The sequence below is a fragment of the Thermostilla marina genome, assembly GCF_054657455.1.
This window is the reverse complement of record NZ_BAAHYR010000001.1, coordinates 1,442,425-1,458,698: the sequence shown is the minus strand read 5'-3', so window position 1 is coordinate 1,458,698 and position 16,274 is coordinate 1,442,425. Positions and strand designations below refer to the sequence as shown.

General features: G+C 60.3%; 11 protein-coding genes. 1 reads left to right on the top strand and 10 read right to left on the bottom strand.

Annotated elements, in window-relative coordinates:
* Positions 1 to 216: 216 nt before the first annotated feature.
* The 7 genes from ACYQ2I_RS05200 to fmt form a co-directional block, all read right to left on the bottom strand.
* On the bottom strand, positions 217 to 3,267 hold the full coding sequence (locus ACYQ2I_RS05200; RefSeq protein WP_460165937.1) for a hypothetical protein: 3,051 nt from the start codon (positions 3,265 to 3,267) through the stop codon (positions 217 to 219).
* Between the two features lie 59 nt (positions 3,268 to 3,326).
* On the bottom strand, positions 3,327 to 4,271 hold the full coding sequence (locus ACYQ2I_RS05195) for an ABC transporter ATP-binding protein (protein ID WP_460165936.1): 945 nt from the start codon (positions 4,269 to 4,271) through the stop codon (positions 3,327 to 3,329).
* Complete coding sequence (locus ACYQ2I_RS05190; RefSeq protein WP_460165935.1) at positions 4,271 to 4,729, bottom strand: GntR family transcriptional regulator; 459 nt, start codon at positions 4,727 to 4,729, stop codon at positions 4,271 to 4,273. The genes ACYQ2I_RS05195 and ACYQ2I_RS05190 overlap by 1 nt, the downstream gene beginning before the upstream one ends.
* 252 nt (positions 4,730 to 4,981) lie before the next feature.
* A complete protein-coding gene (gene glnE, locus ACYQ2I_RS05185; protein ID WP_460165934.1) occupies positions 4,982 to 8,113 on the bottom strand; it encodes a bifunctional [glutamate--ammonia ligase]-adenylyl-L-tyrosine phosphorylase/[glutamate--ammonia-ligase] adenylyltransferase in 3,132 nt (1,043 codons plus the stop codon).
* Between the two features lie 45 nt (positions 8,114 to 8,158).
* On the bottom strand, positions 8,159 to 9,586 hold the full coding sequence (miaB, locus tag ACYQ2I_RS05180; RefSeq protein WP_460165933.1) for a tRNA (N6-isopentenyl adenosine(37)-C2)-methylthiotransferase MiaB: 1,428 nt from the start codon (positions 9,584 to 9,586) through the stop codon (positions 8,159 to 8,161).
* 94 nt (positions 9,587 to 9,680) lie between these two features.
* Positions 9,681 to 9,917 carry a hypothetical protein gene (locus tag ACYQ2I_RS05175; RefSeq protein ID WP_460165932.1) on the bottom strand — a complete coding sequence of 79 codons (237 nt, stop codon included), beginning with the start codon at positions 9,915 to 9,917 and terminating at the stop codon, positions 9,681 to 9,683.
* A gap of 122 nt (positions 9,918 to 10,039) precedes the next feature.
* Positions 10,040 to 11,020 carry a methionyl-tRNA formyltransferase gene (fmt, locus tag ACYQ2I_RS05170; RefSeq protein WP_460165931.1) on the bottom strand — a complete coding sequence of 327 codons (981 nt, stop codon included), beginning with the start codon at positions 11,018 to 11,020 and terminating at the stop codon, positions 10,040 to 10,042.
* A gap of 439 nt (positions 11,021 to 11,459) precedes the next feature.
* Here fmt and ACYQ2I_RS05165 point away from each other — a divergent pair, with 439 nt between their 5' ends.
* Entirely contained in the window at positions 11,460 to 13,454 is a 1,995-nt protein-coding gene (locus ACYQ2I_RS05165) for a PAS domain-containing sensor histidine kinase (RefSeq protein WP_460165930.1), read from the top strand.
* 79 nt (positions 13,455 to 13,533) lie between these two features.
* Here the strand turns inward: ACYQ2I_RS05165 and ACYQ2I_RS05160 are convergent, their stop codons facing one another.
* From ACYQ2I_RS05160 to ACYQ2I_RS05150, 3 genes are all read right to left on the bottom strand, one after another.
* Positions 13,534 to 13,947: a hypothetical protein gene (locus ACYQ2I_RS05160; RefSeq protein WP_460165929.1), complete on the bottom strand. Its 414-nt coding sequence runs from the start codon at positions 13,945 to 13,947 to the stop codon at positions 13,534 to 13,536.
* 50 nt (positions 13,948 to 13,997) lie between these two features.
* The gene (locus tag ACYQ2I_RS05155) at positions 13,998 to 14,639 is read right to left on the bottom strand and encodes an RNA polymerase sigma factor (protein ID WP_460165928.1); all 642 of its coding nucleotides are present in this window, start codon (positions 14,637 to 14,639) and stop codon (positions 13,998 to 14,000) included.
* A gap of 136 nt (positions 14,640 to 14,775) precedes the next feature.
* Positions 14,776 to 16,125: an MgtC/SapB family protein gene (locus tag ACYQ2I_RS05150; protein WP_460165927.1), complete on the bottom strand. Its 1,350-nt coding sequence runs from the start codon at positions 16,123 to 16,125 to the stop codon at positions 14,776 to 14,778.
* Between the last annotated feature and the right edge of the window lie 149 nt (positions 16,126 to 16,274).

The following is a 16,274-nucleotide window of genomic DNA, read 5'->3' as shown; positions in this document are numbered from 1 at the left end:
CGGACCGACCGGGGGGACAAACGAAAAACGGGACACGGCAAGCGCCGGTCCCCGTGAATCGGAACGCGCCGTGCGCACGGGCAAGCCGCAAATGCGCACGAACTTTTCTCAAGTTTACGGCGAAATCCTCTTCTCCCCAAGCCCCACCGCACCGCGGCCGGGGGCCGTTTCCTCGAAAGGTGACGAGACGACGCCGGGCCGAGTTCCGCCGCGGAACTATTCCTCGGGAGCTGAACGATCGGACGATTCTTTGGCCGACGGTTCGGCTTGCGCGGCGCAACCGGGTCTTACGGCGAACACGGCTTGTTCGATGCGCATTGACGTCGCTTCGCTCCAACGACCGTCGGTACCCAACGCGTAGAACCGCCCCTCGGCGAATACCCACGGCTGTCCCAAGCTAAGACAGGGAACATCCTTTTGTGATTCCGGCACCGCCTTTCCTGGAACGGGGGGAAGGCCGTGCGGATAATAGTGGTATTCGGTATACGGATACACCGGTGGTGGAAATTCTTCGAGGATGTCGCCTTGCAGATCTTGTAGCCGCGAAGGCCACGTACCGTACTCGGCGAAATAGACGGCCAACGCCAGTTTGAGCGACGTCATCCGTTCCGTGACGTACGAAAACCATTGGTCTTTTTCGAGCGGCCACGACCAAAAATCATCACCGTAGATAACCGTTGAAAACCGAATGCGATCTTCCCATCGCGAAAGCTGCATCACCTCCGAAGGCGGTACGCCGCGCCGACCGCGCTCCCAATTTTCCAAGTACTCGGCCATCGCCAAATCGCGTTCGGCGAGACGGCCGACGATCCGGTCTTCCCATTCGCGAACGCGAGTGAGGCGGAGAACGACGTCGAGCGGTTTCGATACATCGGCGGCGCCGAACACGCATTTTGCCGCGTCGCGTCGATAGCGCATGTTTGCCGCAATGAACGCCCTGTACGCCGCCATCTTCCGGTAGGGAACGGCAGATATCGTCCATGTCGCAAGGGCCTTGCGCAGCCGACTCGGCGTCTGCCCTTCGGCACTGATCCAATGATCGACCGTGGCGGCAACCGGGACCATTTCGCCGCCCCCGGGGTACACGCTTCGTGGACACGTTGTTCGGATCCGTTCCGCCGTCTTCTTAGCTGCTAGAATCCTCTCCCATGCCTCGTCCAGTTCACCCCGCTCGATCAACCGATCGGCGTCCAAACACACCAACTTCACGAGACGGCGACTATCGTAGTCGTTCCACGTGATACGAGCGCGAAACACGGCCACGGCCGCTTCGTCGGAAAGATCGGGCAGACGCAACGTGCGATTGCCCACGGTCGGCTCGATTGTGCCTCGGGAAACCCATTCGGCCACCAGCGGCAAGATATCCATGTACGGCCTGTTCGCCAATGCAGCAAGCCGTTCAACGACTTCACGGTTACCGGCCAGCCAACGCCGATCCAATTCCTTCTGGTAGGCCTCGGCCTGTCGCCGGTATTCGGGAGCATCGTCGTTTCCGGGGGTTTGTTCCGGCCGACGGATGCCCTCTTCAGTCAATTGCCGTACGAACGTTTCGCGGGGAACGATCGCCCGCACCGTCTCGACGTAGGCCAAATACGTCTCGAAGGCTTCCTCGGTATCGGCGGACGATTCGCTCCGGTACAACTCATCGGCCCAGACGGCGTTCCAATCGACATCCGAGGGCCGCTGCCGACGACTCCCGTTCAGAGAACAGGGCGGCCACTTGGTGATCTCGTATTGAATTCCGGCGATGGGAACAAGCAACAGAGCCCATAACGTCGGACTTGCCGCCCATCGCCAAAAGCGTCCCAGGCGACGCCGTTCGAGCCAGGCATCGGCGTACATCCAGGCCTCCAGCATCATCGCTGCGGCGACGATCACCGGATACGCATATAACCAAAGGGCCGACTCTTGCCGGGCTGCCGCGGCTTCCCAGATCACCCAGGCAAAAGATGTCATGATCACACCGGCAAGCACACCGGCAGTCACCGCCAACAAGGGGCTTCGCAACCACTGGGCGAACAGCATGCCGGCCACAAACGGAATCACCGCCGAAACAACCGATAACCCCAAAACAGTCATGCCGATTCGTGCATCCGGCCGAGGCAAGAGAGCGTCGCCGAACAGGATCAAGACACCCAGCGAGAGAAGGACGACTCCCGTCAACACGGTCGCGTTCGGCAACAAGCGTGACCAGAAAACGGTTCGTCCCTCTACACCACGTTCCCTCAAGAATCGGGCGGAATCACCTGCATTGTCGTGACGAAAAACATCCACCCCCAACATTGTGGCCGTCGCCAAGGCATAGAAGATCACAAGAGGCAGGTTCGAACGGACGACGAGGTTCGGATCGTGATGTATTCCCGCCCAAACCGACAACCCGGCCAACACGATCGGAACGGTCAAGGCGGCAAGATAGGTCCGCCACGACAAGCGGCATTGCTGCCACACGAGCGCACGTTCGGGCGAACCGAGCGGAAACAGCGACCGAGGCAAGAACCTCATCGGCAATGCCATTATTTGGTCGACACCCCACCACGATCTTCCGACGCCGTGGCACGGCTGTTTTTTCGACCGGGTCGAAGGCTCGACCGTCCAAATCGAAGGTACCGCGACGATGCGATACACAGCCGCGGCAGCCACGACCAGCGCTACGACCAATCGGAGCCACCACCGCTCGGCCATGTTTTCAACCGAATAGAACAAATCGACGGCCGGATACGGCGCGAACAAACTACTCAGGTAGTAGTCGCTCACCGCCGCACATGCACCGCCGATCAACGCGGTTTCGGCCACGCGTTTTCGATACGTCGATACCAACAGGGTCCAGGCGAAGACGGAAAACGCCCACGGCCCCCAGGCGGCAAAGGCGGTCCCCAGCGGCTTGGCAGCGGGAATTGCCGCAACGTTTTCAAACAAACGAACAACCAGCCACGGCACGAACGAGGCGAAACCGAGTAACGCGAACGCCAGCGTCACGCAGCCGACGACGATGATGCACACTTTGGCAATCAACACCCGCAGGGGCGAGATCGGCAGCATATCGAGAAACACGTGGGTCCCCGCCTCGCGTTCGCCCGCTGCGACCAGCGCACCGCCGGCTAGTGCGAACAACCCGGCGACGATCAACGCGGCGTCCTGTCCCCAGGCGACGCCGCTTCCCACGGCGCCGATTCCGGTCAACAAAGCGCCGAGGATCAACAGCACGCCCCACACCAGCCGAAGCTGGCGGTACTCTTTCCACGCCAGTCGCATCATCGGACGGTTCATCGGTTCTCGTCTCCACGACATGCGTTTTCATGCGGCTTCCCGGCGACTCGTCCGCCCGGTCAACCGGCTACCTTGTCCCGATCGTCGGCGGACGACGGGGAACGGGGTGTATTCGGAGCCTCTTCCTGCTGCATGTACGCAACGAAGATTTCTTCCAGCGACGGTGTGTGTATTTCGACATCGACAACCCCCGACAAGCGGGCAAGTTGCTCGACGCGTGCCGGGTCGGGCGACCGTACGATCCATTCGCGCACCCTCCCCCGGCCGCAACGGGAAAGGATCTCCACCTCGTGCGAACCGGTAGGAACGGCGTCGTTTTCCAACGTGAGGACGACGCGGTGAATCTCGCGCTTCAGGCGGTCGAGTGGTTCGACCAACAACAGCTTGCCTTGCTTGAGGATCGCGATCACGTCGGCCACGCGCTCCATCTCGTGGATTTGATGGCTCGACAGGAATACCGTCTTACCGGCCGCAGCGCGGTCGACCATGCTCTCCAAGAATTCCCGCCGGACGATCGCGTCCAAGCCCGAAGTCGGTTCATCGAGGATCAACAACTCGGGGTCGGCCGCCAACGCCAGCGAGAGCGCCGTCTTCGCCCGCATCCCCTTCGACAACGCGCCGATCTTGGCCTTCGGGTCCAGTCGAAACGCCGTAATCAATCGTCGGTATTCGGATTCGAATCCCGCCGTGTAAAACGGAGCGGTGAACCAACCGATCTCTTCGACGGTCATCCAGTCGTACAAGGCGACCTGCTCGGGCACGTAGCCGACCCTGCGGCGGACGGCCTTCGCATCGCGGCGACTGTCGAGGCCCAAGACGGAGGTCCGCCCTTCATCCGCCTCGATCATGCCCAAGAGGATCCGGATCAAGGTCGTCTTCCCCGCCCCGTTTTCGCCGAGCAATCCGAAGACGATCCCCGGCGGCACGTCGAACGAGACTCCCTCCAAAGCAGTCACCGCCCCGAACCGCTTGGTCACGTTCTCGACACGAACGACCTGTTGCATCACGTATCTCCTGTCGAGGAATTTACCGAACCGGTTGCGTCGCTGTTCGCCGGGGTTTCGCCTTGAAGCGTTGCGTTTGTCGCGGTCACTCTGGCAAGCTCGTCGTCGACGAGTTGCTTCAAGACGTGCGGCTCGAGACCACTACGGCCCGCCTCTTGAAAGACGCCGCGCAGCCGCTGACGGAGTAACACGATTCGATCGGCACGACACTTTTCGACGGCGTCGTCGGCAACCGCCAACCCGGTTCCCCGAACCGAAACGAGAACCCCCTCGTCCTGGAGGCACCGATAGGCTCTCGCCACCGTGTTCGGGTTGACGGCCACCTGCTTCGCGGTTTCGCGTACCGACGGGATCAGCTCGCCGGGGCGAAGGATCTCGGCGGCCACGGCAAACTTGAGCTGGCGCACGATCTGATCGTAGATGGGCAACTCGTCCTGCGGATCGATATGAAAGAGCATCGAGCATACTCCTGTACTAGCCACCTAGTACAGTATACAATCCGACGCGACACGTCAAGCGTTTTTTGGGAAAAATTTCACAGCCCCAACAACAATGTGTTGGGCAAGACAGATAAGAAGTCCGACTGCCGCACACCGGCACGGCAAGAACGATTGATGCGAACGAGAACCGCCGGCAGCCCCGGCGTCCGCACGAATGTGCCTCGTCCGTGTGCTCCGGTTGCCGATCACGCGACGCGTCGTGGATTCGGACTACTTCCCCGCGGCAAGATCGGCCGTGTACCGATCGAAGCAATCGCGAATCGATCGCGAGACGGTTTCGTATCGCTCCAACAAGGCCTCACGACTCGGCGCTCGCATCAGATGCACGAGCCGGGCCATTTCGATTTCGTCGTCGGGCAGACGATCGCGGGCAGTCGCACTGGTCAGCCGGAGCGCACCCTCCAGTGTCCGCAGAAAGCAATACCCTTCTTCGCAAAGGCGAAAATCGTCGTCGTTCAGGTAGCCCGCCTTGTGAAGTCGGTGCAGCCCTTCGAGCGTATTCGGATGGCGAATCGCCGCGTTTCGCCTGCCGTGCCGAAGCTGAAGCATTTGCACCAGAAACTCGATGTCGACCAGGCCGCCGGGCCCGCGCTTCAAATCGATGCCGGCAGAGGTCTCTTCCATGCGACGGCGCATCTTGTTGATTTCATCGGCAAAGCGCGGACTCCACGCATGATCGAACGCCGACTTGCCGACGACGGCGTTCACCTGTTTCGTCAGCCGCGGCGAACCGACGACCACCCGCGCCCGGCAAAGGGCTTGGCGTTCCCAAAGCCACGCATCGCCCTCGCGATAGTAGCGGGCGAACTCGGACAACGACACCGCCAGCGGGCCGCTCTTGCCGGTCGGTCGCAGACGGGCATCGACCTCGTACAGTCGTCCTTGCGGTCCCAAACGACTGATGGTGCGGATGATGCGCTGGCCCAATTCCGAGAAGAAATGCTGGTTTGTCGTCCCGGCTTGGCTGCGGCCGTAGCCGCCTTCCAAGACGGGCACGGTCTCGCCCTCTTCGTCGTATATGAAGACGATATCCAAGTCGCTGTGGTAGTTCAGCTCGGCACCGCCGAGTTTGCCCATTCCTAGAATGGCCATTTCAGCCGGTTTTCCCTGCCGCTTGCCCGACTTGGCGACCGGCTGCCCCAGCTTCAAGGCCAGCGTGCGATATTCTCTGGCGGCGATCTCTCGCAGACAGGTCTCGGCCACCGCCGAAAGAGCGTCGGTCACGTCGCGGATCGTCTCCTTCCGCAGCAAGTCCCGCACACCGATCCGCAGCATTTGATCGTTCTTGAAGGCGTGCAAAATGCCTTCGATTTCTTCCGCCCCATGACACAACTCGGCCAACGTGCGATCCAAGAAGTCGCGGCTGGGCAGCTTGTTCAGCACGAGGCTGTCCATCAAGCTGTCGATCATGCCCGGATTGCTCGTCAACAGGTTCGACAAGAACGGGCTGTAGGCGCACAACTCGACGTACAACTCGAGCGTCGCCGGGTTCGTACTGAACAACTCCCACAACAGGCCTTTTCCGCCCAACGAATCGCTGACCATGCCGAGGTTCACCAAGGTGGCGTCGGGGTCGGGCGTTTCCGCAATCGCGGCCAACAGTCGCGGCGCAATCGTCGCCAAGAACTGCCGGCACCGCCGCGTCGACAAAAACGGAATGCGTTCCTCGCCCAATGCCACCAGGTTCTTGTAGGCCTCGCTCGGCTTTCGAAACCCGTGCCGCGAAAGAACGCGTTCGATCCATTCGGGATCGGGCTCCGGATGAAGCACCAAGTCGATTTCTTCGGCCGTCTCCCCCTCGTCTTCGAAGGCCGAGTGCAGCACGTGCTCCATCACCGTGCGATTGTTGGTCGTATGCCGCCCGTAGTCGATCTCGAATTGCGTTTCCACCGCTCTGTCGGGCTGGTCCAAGTAGCCCATCCGCAGTGCCAGCTTGCGAACTTCGGCCCGATCGGCCGGCACCAAGTGCGTCTGCAAATCGAACATGATTTGCAAACGGTGCTCGACACGGCGCAAAAATTCGTAACTTTGGGCCAGGCGAAAGCTTTCCTCGTGCTGGAGACAGCCGGTTTGCTCCAAACGCCGAATCGCCTCGAGCGTATTGCCGGTACGAATTTCAGGCAGATGGCCGCCGTGCAACAATTGAAGGAATTGCACGACGAACTCAACGTCGCGGATGCCGCCCCACCCGCCTTTGACGTCGCGGACTTCGGCCCCCTTTTCGCGAGCGCGTTTATCGATCCAACGGCGCAATGCGCGAATTCCCGAAATATCGTCGCGGCTGAGGTACTTTCGGTAAATCCACTCTTCCAGGCTGCGTAAGAAGGCGTTACCGGCTTCCAAATCACCGGCGACCACGCGTGCCTTGATGAACGCCTGACGTTCCCAGGTTCGGCCGCGGAAGTCGTAATACCGCAACGCCGCGTCCTTGGAAGCCACCAACGGTCCGCGGCTACCCTCGGGGCGCAATCGCATGTCGACGCGATACGGCGCGCCCAGATCGGTTTGTTTCGAGAGGAGGGCGATCATTTCGCGGGCGAGGAGCGTGTAGAATTCGGCGTTCGAAATGGGGCGTCGGCCGTCGGTCTGCCCTTCGCCGTCGTACACCAAGATCAAGTCGATATCGCTGGAATAGTTGAGTTCCAGCCCCCCCAACTTTCCCATGGCGATGACGAAAAATCGCGCCGGGTTCCCCTCGCGATCGTGTGGTATTCCGCGTTTCTCCACAAGCTTCGCCCGGGCCGCCTGGTAAGCCGCTTCGATCAGCGCATCGGCGACGTACGAAATCTGCTGCGTGACGACTCGGATGGGTTGCGACTCGACGATGTCGCCGTACGCGATTCGCAACATCTCCCGCTGCTTGAACCGGCGCAGCGTCTGGTAGACGGCTTCTTCATGCCTGGCCGTGCGAACCTCGGCGGTCAGCTCGTCGACCAACGCCTGCCGCGGGGCCGGTTTGCCGCCGGTCATCCGCAGCAAGTCGTAGCTGTCGGGGTCCCGCACGATCAGGTCGCTGAGGTACTGACTGGTAGCGAAGATCTGGAGCAAAATCGGCAGGGCCGAAGCGTCGCGTTCGAAAAGCGCGGCCATTCCCAACGGACTGCGGACCCGAGCGAAGAAGCGACTCAGGTTCGTCAGTGCCATATCCGGATCGGCGCAACGCGGAAGGTAATCCCGCAACTGACGGCAGATGACCGCCATCAAATCCAGTGATACGCCCTGCTTGGCGATATCGAGCAGACACGCGTGCGCACGGCGTGCATCCATCAGGCCCCATGACAAAAGCAACGGTGCGGCCGCCGCAACGTCCGACAATATCAAACGAACCTGTTCGATTTCCATGGAAATACGCGCCTGATCGTCCGGTCGATAGCTTCGGTCGCTATTTCAGCGCCGCGCAGCACTGCCCGTGTCGTACGACGTTTCGGCGTGTGCCGAGGCCGTCGTCCCGAAGAGCGTGACGGCCGTCGCGTCGGTAATCGTAACCGGAACGATTCGGCCGATCAAAGACGGGTCGCCGTCGAACACGACGATGCGATCGCACATCGTCCGTCCGCTCAATTGCCCCTCTTGCGGATCTCCCGACTTTCGCGACGCCTTGCTGGCCCCTTCGACGAGGATCTCGACGGTCCGCCCGACGAAGCGACGATTCTCCTCCAAGCTGATTTCGTTTTGGACCGCCAACAGATGGTTGTTCCGCGCTCGCTTGACCGCTTCGGGAACGTCGTCGGGATACAGATCGAACGCCTTCGTTCCCTCCCGGGGACTGTACTTGAAAATGAAGCTGTTCTTGAATCGTGCCTCGCGAACCAAGGTCACCGTCGCTTCGAAATCGTCGTCCGTCTCGCCGCAAAATCCCACGATGAAATCGCTGGTCACCGCGGCCTCGGGAACGGTCTCGCGGATGCGGGCAAGCATGTCGCGATACTCTTCGACCGTGTACCGGCGCTTCATGCGATCCAAAATGCGGTTCGAGCCGCTCTGCGCGGGCACGTGCAAATAGGGACACACCTTCGGCAGATCGCGCACCGCCTCGAGCAAATCCTGCGTCATGTGCAGCGGATAGTTCGTCACGAACCGCAACCGCTGGAGCCCGTCGATGTCGTGAATGGCGTACAGCAAGTCCGACAAGCGATGCGTTCGATCGCTGTCTTTGTATCGATAGCTGTTGACGGTTTGTCCCACCAACGTGATTTCGACGACGCCTTGCTCGGCGAGTTGCCGCGCCTCGGCGACGATCTCGGCGGGAGGACGGCTTTGCTCAGGACCGCGCACACTGGGCACGATGCAATACGTGCAAAACTTGTCGCAGCCGAACATGATCCGCAACATCGCCTGATGCCGCTGGCGGCGCACTTCGCTTCGACGCATCGGATCGAACGGCTGGAAGCTGGCCGCAATCTCGCGGCGGGCCCCCTGCTTGCGGTCCATGCTGACCTCGCAAATCGGCCCCTCGCCGGCCTCGATCCGACGCACGATGTCAGGCAATTGCGCCAATTGCCCCGGTCCCAACACGATGTCCACGTGCGGCGCGCGACGGAAGACGAGTTCGCGATCCTTTTGCGCCATGCATCCGAGCACGGCGATCATCTTCCCGGGCTTTTGCGTCTTGAGATGCTTCAACCGTCCCAAGGCGCTGTAAACCTTGTCTTCGGCATGTTGTCGCACGCTGCAAGTGTTGAAAATGATCAAATCCGCCTTGCGACGATCCTCGGTCGGCCGATACCCCAGTTCCAGCAATCCGGCCGCAGCCAGCTCGCTGTCGAGGACGTTCATCTGGCAACCAAGCGTTTCGATGTAAAAATGTTTGGTCATGGAGTCTCGCAACCGTCAACCGATGCGTTGTGGTCGAATTTGCATGCGGGCCGTTCGATACGCCATTCTCCCGTGCCGTCTGAGGAGCCGTGGGTCACTCGGTACCCGTTCCGGCCTTTTGTTGTTCTTTTTCGCGAGCGGCGCGATCGGCCTTTTCCTTTTCGCGTCGGGATTTTTCACCCATTTGCTGCCACATGGCGGCGGTGATCTTTTCCTTCACGTCCTGCACCAATTCGTCTCGACGGCGCAACATCAGCCGGACGAGGATCATCGTCGCCAGAAAGCCGGTAACGATCAGAATGACGTAATCCCACGTATCGAACCCGGCCACGGCCACCTCCTTGCTCGAACTGCCCGCGTTCTCAGCCTATTTTACCGAAAGTCGACGGCCCCAGCAGGACATACCGCGTAGCGGCACGTACAAATCGGCGTACAGACGACCGGCAAGTAACCTCACGTAGCGGCCGACACTTCGGCTTCAGGCCCCAACCGGTGCCCCGCCTCGATTCGATAACCGCGGATGAATTCCTCTGCCCGCATCATCCGACGCCCGGCCGGTTGCACTTCGAGAATTCGCAAGACACCTTCGCCGGTCATCACGCGAATCCCTTCTTTTCCCGCCGACAGTACCGTGCCCGGCGGCGCCGGCTTTTCGTCTTCCCGCAACACATCGACGACCGACTTACCGACGATCAGTCGCACAGGCGGTTTTCCCGATTGGTGCCAATAGGTAAAGGTTCGCGGCCACGGAACCATCGCGCGAATATGATTGCGGATCGCTTCCGCCGGACGTTCCCAGCGAATCAAGCCGTCGGACTTCTTCAGCCGCGGCGCCTTCGAAGCCAGTGAGGGATCTTGCGGGAGCGCTTCGAGCAATCCGGCTTCGAGCGAATCGATCGATCGCCGAACGAACCACGCCCCAATCTCGGCCAATCGTCGTTCCAACTCCTCGGCCGTTTCGTCAGGGTCGATGCTCACCCTGCCTTGGGCGATGATCGGCCCGGCATCGACTTTGGGAGTCATATGGATGACGCTCACGCCGGTTTCCGTCTCGCCGTGATAGATCGCCCAGTTGATCGGCGCGGCGCCGCGATACTTGGGCAACAGCGACGCGTGCAGATTGATCCCTCCCAATCGGGCCGTGGCAAGCGTTATTCCCGAAAGGATTTGCCCGTAATCGCAGACGACCAGCAAGTCGGCCTCGAACGATCTCAACAACGCTTGGGACTCCGGGGAATTGATGTCCTCCGGTTCATAGATGGGAGTCTGATGTTCCAAGGCGATTTCGCGTAGCTCGCTCGGCGGGATCTTTCGCCCTTTGCGGTCGGGAACAATCGGAGACGTCACCAAGGCCACGATCGTGTGATACGTCTCGTAGAGCGACCGAAATGTGGGGACGCCGAACGGTCCCGTACCGATCATGACCAATCGCATTGAGCCGCCGATCCTCGTGGTTTGCCGAGCTACCCAAGCGTTCTGAAATTGCCGCGCACGTCGCCATTCCGGGGGGCAAAAAGTATATCCTACGGCCTTACGCGATCAGGCGAAAGTCGCTGCACCGACTCGCTTCGTGCGATCCCCCTTCCGATCCCCACCCCGTCGAAGGGGAACAATCACCGCCCATAATTACTGTTTTGGCACGTTTTTTGCAAGACATGCTTGTGACTTCCCGGGCACATTTCATAATAGAAACAGTTGCAATTGCACGCCTCGGTGTTGGGGCAATTCAACCATACGCGTCGATGGGAGCTGCACGTCCAATACGTGATGGCCAGCCAGCCGTGGGGCAGATCGATCAGGATGGCACCACCGCCCCCAAAACCGGTCACGCTCGTCCGGGACGACGGCGAGACCCCCACAGTGGAAGTAGTGCGTGCGGATTCTTGCGTTCACCTCGGAACCCGAATACTACACGCCGCTGAGCGAGTGCCCAGATCATTCCGTTCTCTTCGCCGAGTATCAAGACTCCAGGGCGCGGCGCTTGTGGGTAGCGTGCGCCCCACAACTCATCCTTTTGGATGTCTTTCGTCTGGGCGCGACGGCCGACGCGCTTTTCTCTGAATTCGAATCGCTGTGGCCCGACAAGATTCCGCCGGTATTGGTCGTTTGCCCACCGCAAGGTTGGGAAGTCGCCCACGAATGGCTCGACCGCGGTGCCTACGACTTCTTGATCGAACCGCTCAATTGTCGTTTGGTGTCCGCACGGCTGACGGCCATCGAAAAACATTTGAACGAGAGCGTATCCGCGCCCTCTTTCCGAACCGGCAGTGCGCCGCAACAGCTCGCCGCAGAGATTTCCCCGAAAAGCCGGTCCGAAAGCGACGAAGCCCCCGGGAATCTTTCGCCCAAAACGGCCGTCTCGGAGGACGACGTTCCCACGTCGCCGGACGATGGAAACGGCCGCGGTATGATTCACGTCGAATCCCGTTTCTTTCATAATCGTGAATCGCTGTTCCAGACGATCTTCGAGCGAGCCGCCATCGGTTTGGTCTTGGCCGATTTCGACGGACGCTTCGTCCGTGTCAACCGGACGTTCGCCGAGTGGCTCGGCTACACGCCCGAAGAATTGGAAGGACGCCAGATCGCCGAGTTCTCTCATCCGGATGACGTCGTCCGCGAAATCAAAGAATTCACGACGTTGGTCACCGGTGAAAAAGACAGTATCGTCTTCGAAAAACGCTACCGGCACAAGGACGGCCGAATGTTGTGGGGCCGCCTCCACGTGTTGATCCTCGAACGCTACAGCGACAAGCGCGGGCTCGGCTTCGCAATGGTCGAGGACATCACGACGGAAAAGGACGTCGCCGGGAAGCTGGGCGAAATGGAGATCCGCTGGAACAAGCTTCTCGACAATGCACCCGACCTGTTTTTCCTTGCCGACGCCGATGCACGCCTGCTGTACGTCAACAAGATCACCGTCGACGAGCTGACGATGGACGATGTGATCGGGAAGCGTTGCACGACGTGGGTTCATCCCGATGATTGCGAGTTGTTCGAAGAACACTTTCGCCGGGCCGTCGAAACGGGCAAGCCGCAACGATTCGTCGATCGTGACATATTCGGTTGCTGGTGGGAAAACCGACTCGTGCCGCTACCGGAATCGGGCGACGCCGCGGTGATGGGGATCGTCAGCGACATCACCGACCAAATTCACATGCAAGAGTTGCTCCGCAAGCACCGGGAATTACTAAAGCGGGCCCTCGAAGCCGACGAGGCCGAACGCCGCCTGTTCGCCGACGTCGTCCACAATCAAATGGCCCAATTGCTCACCACCGCCTGCATGACGCTCGAGGGCCTGCAATTGACGCTCGAAGGCCACGACGATAGTCCCAAAACCGTCGAACAGGTAGGCACCTGCCGAAAAACGATCAACGAGGCCATCAACTTGTGCCGCCGGTTCGCCGATACGTTACAAACCCCTGTACTCGACCGTTTCGGCCTGATTCCCGCGTTGCGGGAATTTGAGCAGAACTACCGGCGCGACTACGAAGCAAGCCTGGCCTCGCCCGCCCCGCTCCCCGATCTACAACTCGCCATCGCAGACGACATTCCTCCCTTGGCATCGCTGCTTGAAAACGTCCTCTACCGCGGAGCCAAGGTGTTGTTGAACAATGCGTGCGAACACAGTCGCAGCCCGTGGGTACGGCTCGAATTGAAACATCAAGAGCCGTGGGTCGTCCTCTCGGTCCAAGATGGAGGCTGCGGATTCGACGCCCAGATGGGGCTGGAAGCCGGCGTCGATCTGATGCTCTTGAAGCAACGTACGGAACTACTCGGCGGCGAATTCCATCTGCACACCGCACCGAACCGAGGCACGTTCGTCGAAGTCAAATTGCCGTGCATCCCGCCTTCGGACGACGGGAAATAGTCGGCGACTCGCCGGTCGATCACAAGTCGAAAGATTTCGTACGTTCGCTGCGCCGCACCGCCGCGACGGGCACTCACCTTCACGCGTTTTTCCCATCCGGCAGGTAACCGACGCTCGATTGAAAGAATTTGCGCCGTCGCGATGCGGCCGCCTCGTCCGCCTCGGCTTGTTCCTTCAGATCGCGCAGATTCGCCTCGCAGTACCGGCAGCCGACCACCTCGATGTGGAAGCGAATGTAATCGGCGACCGCTTCGTCCAAGGTTCCCAACAAGTAGGCCCCCAACTGCGTGCGCTGGGGACAACTGATTCGGTGACGTCGCCAGATTTCCCCCAGCGAATGGACACCGGCATCGCGTCGCGCATTGATCTCGGCCAGTTGTTCGCGCAATTGCGGATCGTTACGCAGGGCCTCTTCGATGCGCGCCATTTCATCGGCGGGCAGGGCCTCGTCGAGATACCCTTCGAGATCGTGTTGCCGAAACGAGTGCCGCATGATTCGCTCGTCCGTTGTTGGGATACTCGCCGAGTGGTCGGACAAGGAGGCTAGGTCCGGCTCAGCTCGGGAAACACATCGGCCGGAAGGTTCTTCGCTTTGACGGCCGCTTTGAGTTTCGCCGCAAAATCGAATTTCCAGTTGGCGATCGCCTGTTCTCCGACGCCGAGGAACTCGGCCGCTTCCTTATTGGCCCAACCACGCACGAACAGCAATTCGACCGCCTTGATTTTCTGCCAATCGCCTCGGTTACGCCAATGATCGATTACCTGGCTGAGCACGTCGGCCAACGCATCCTCTTCCAACTCGCGACGTTCTCGGCTGCGATACAAAGCGCTGGCAGCTCGCGCCGAACCGCTCACTTCCCAGCCCTGGCTCTCGCTGAACTGGGACTCCAGCGACAACATGGGGCGCCGGCCGCGACGCCGAAGATAGTCTGTCAGTTTGTTCGAGGCGATCTTGAACAGGTAACTCTCCAGCGGCCTTCGCCCGTCGTAGTTGGGCAAGCTGGTCAGAAAACCGATGAACGTATCTTGCACGATGTCCTCGGCTTCGTGGCGGTTGCGCACCCGGTTCATGACGAAGGCCGACAGACGTCCTTCGTACTGCCGAATCAAATCGTCCCAAGCCTGCCGATTGCCGGAACGAATCTCGCGGATAAGAAGTTGCTCGCTGGGTCGGGAGCGTGCCATGCAGAAAAACCGAGTATGCGACCGAGTTCGTCGAAAAGCTCTATCGGGCGATTGTCGACAAACGACAATCTCGCCGCCGCTCTTCGATGCATCGTAGTCGACACCCGGCTGTTTCGCAATCGCCCACCGCGCCGGACTACGGCCACAAGAACGCCAAGGCCAACCCCCCGATCCCCGGAATGGCGAACAGCACGATCAGCTTCCGCTGAAACTCGCGCGACCCCAACACGCCCGCCAAAAACGCCTTCGACACCATGTTGCTCACCGCGGCGACGGCAATCAATCGCCACCCTTCATGAAGCAGGTTTTCATCTTTCAGCGCCATGCGGGCGACCGAAAGGGTGATGGCGTCCATCTCGGTCAACCCCGAAATGGCCGCAACAGGGTACAACCCCGCCGGACCGATCAACTCCTTGACTGCCGCCAACAACACCAGCATCACGGCATATACCAACGCGAAGATGATCGCCGGTCGAAGATGCGTCGGGTTCTTCTGCTCGGGCATCGGCTCGGCTTCCTGATGCACGCGGCGCCAAATCACCAACGCCGGAAGCAACGTCATCGCTGCAAGCAGCGTCAACGGCAGCCATCCGTTTTTCAGCATCTCGGCGTTGACCAGCGAAATTTCGAGGAATACGCGGGCAAACAGAACCGTCGACGCCACCATCACGATGACGGCCGCAGGTTCGGCCAACCGCGGTGTACTTTTCGTGCGTTGCGCGTAACTGACCGTCGTCGCCGTGCTCGAGATCGCCCCGCCCAAGACACCGCCGAGCAAGATTCCCGCATCGGCACCCCAAAACTTGTAGATGATGTACCCGGCCAGACTCATGCCGACGATCAACACGACCATCAGCCAGATGTTGAACGGATTCAGCACGTCGTACGGGCCGAACGTGCGATTCGGCAAAATCGGCAAGATGATCCCGCTGATCAAGGCAAACTGCATGATCGCCTTGATGTCTTCATTGCCCAATCGCTCGGCAAACCGATGCATCTCGGGTTTGAATTGCAGCAACACGGCCACGCCGGCCCCGATCGCGATGGCAATCTCGATGCGGGCGATCATCACCAACGCCCCGACACCGAACATCACCAACACGGCGACGCTGGTGGTCAAACCGGGATCGGGAGATTCGCGGTGCACACGAACCCAATTCGGAAAGAACAACAAGAACGCCAGGCCCGCGAATCCGCCGAACAGTACCCAGCCGCCGAATGTCAACGCCAGCAAGGCCGACACGGAACCGAGCAACGTCAACAGGGGAAAGGTCCGCAACCCCGGCATGTCCGACTCGGAATGCTCGCGTTGAAGCCCCACCAATCCGCCCAGCAACAAGCCCAACCCCAACCGCCGGAAAACGTCGCTCAGATCGGTAACCGGGTCGATGTACATCTCGCCGACGGCTTCGGCCGCCTGACCGGCCGCTGCATACACGTGCGAGACGGCGGGATGCGTCGCCGCTTCGGCCAACAGTCCCAACATGTGCCTGTCCTTCCTGTAGAATCCCTTGCGCCACCGTTGCCAACGGCATGGGCCTATTTGTCGCAATAATATAGGTCACCACTTGTGGGGGCGAATGGCTCGACCTCCCCTACCTTCCGCGCCTCCCCCCACGCGATCGCTGAACACGA

Coding starts and splice junctions, on each gene's coding strand:
- ACYQ2I_RS05200 (WP_460165937.1), bottom strand. CDS start 3,267: ATGAACCGTCCGATGATGCGACTGGCGTGGAAAGAGTACCGCCAGCTT.
- ACYQ2I_RS05195 (WP_460165936.1), bottom strand. CDS start 4,271: ATGCAACAGGTCGTTCGTGTCGAGAACGTGACCAAGCGGTTCGGGGCG.
- ACYQ2I_RS05190 (WP_460165935.1), bottom strand. CDS start 4,729: ATGCTCTTTCATATCGATCCGCAGGACGAGTTGCCCATCTACGATCAG.
- glnE (WP_460165934.1), bottom strand. CDS start 8,113: ATGGAAATCGAACAGGTTCGTTTGATATTGTCGGACGTTGCGGCGGCC.
- miaB (WP_460165933.1), bottom strand. CDS start 9,586: ATGACCAAACATTTTTACATCGAAACGCTTGGTTGCCAGATGAACGTC.
- fmt (WP_460165931.1), bottom strand. CDS start 11,020: ATGCGATTGGTCATGATCGGTACGGGACCGTTCGGCGTCCCCACATTT.
- ACYQ2I_RS05160 (WP_460165929.1), bottom strand. CDS start 13,947: ATGCGGCACTCGTTTCGGCAACACGATCTCGAAGGGTATCTCGACGAG.
- ACYQ2I_RS05155 (WP_460165928.1), bottom strand. CDS start 14,639: ATGGCACGCTCCCGACCCAGCGAGCAACTTCTTATCCGCGAGATTCGT.
- ACYQ2I_RS05150 (WP_460165927.1), bottom strand. CDS start 16,125: ATGTTGGGACTGTTGGCCGAAGCGGCGACGCATCCCGCCGTCTCGCAC.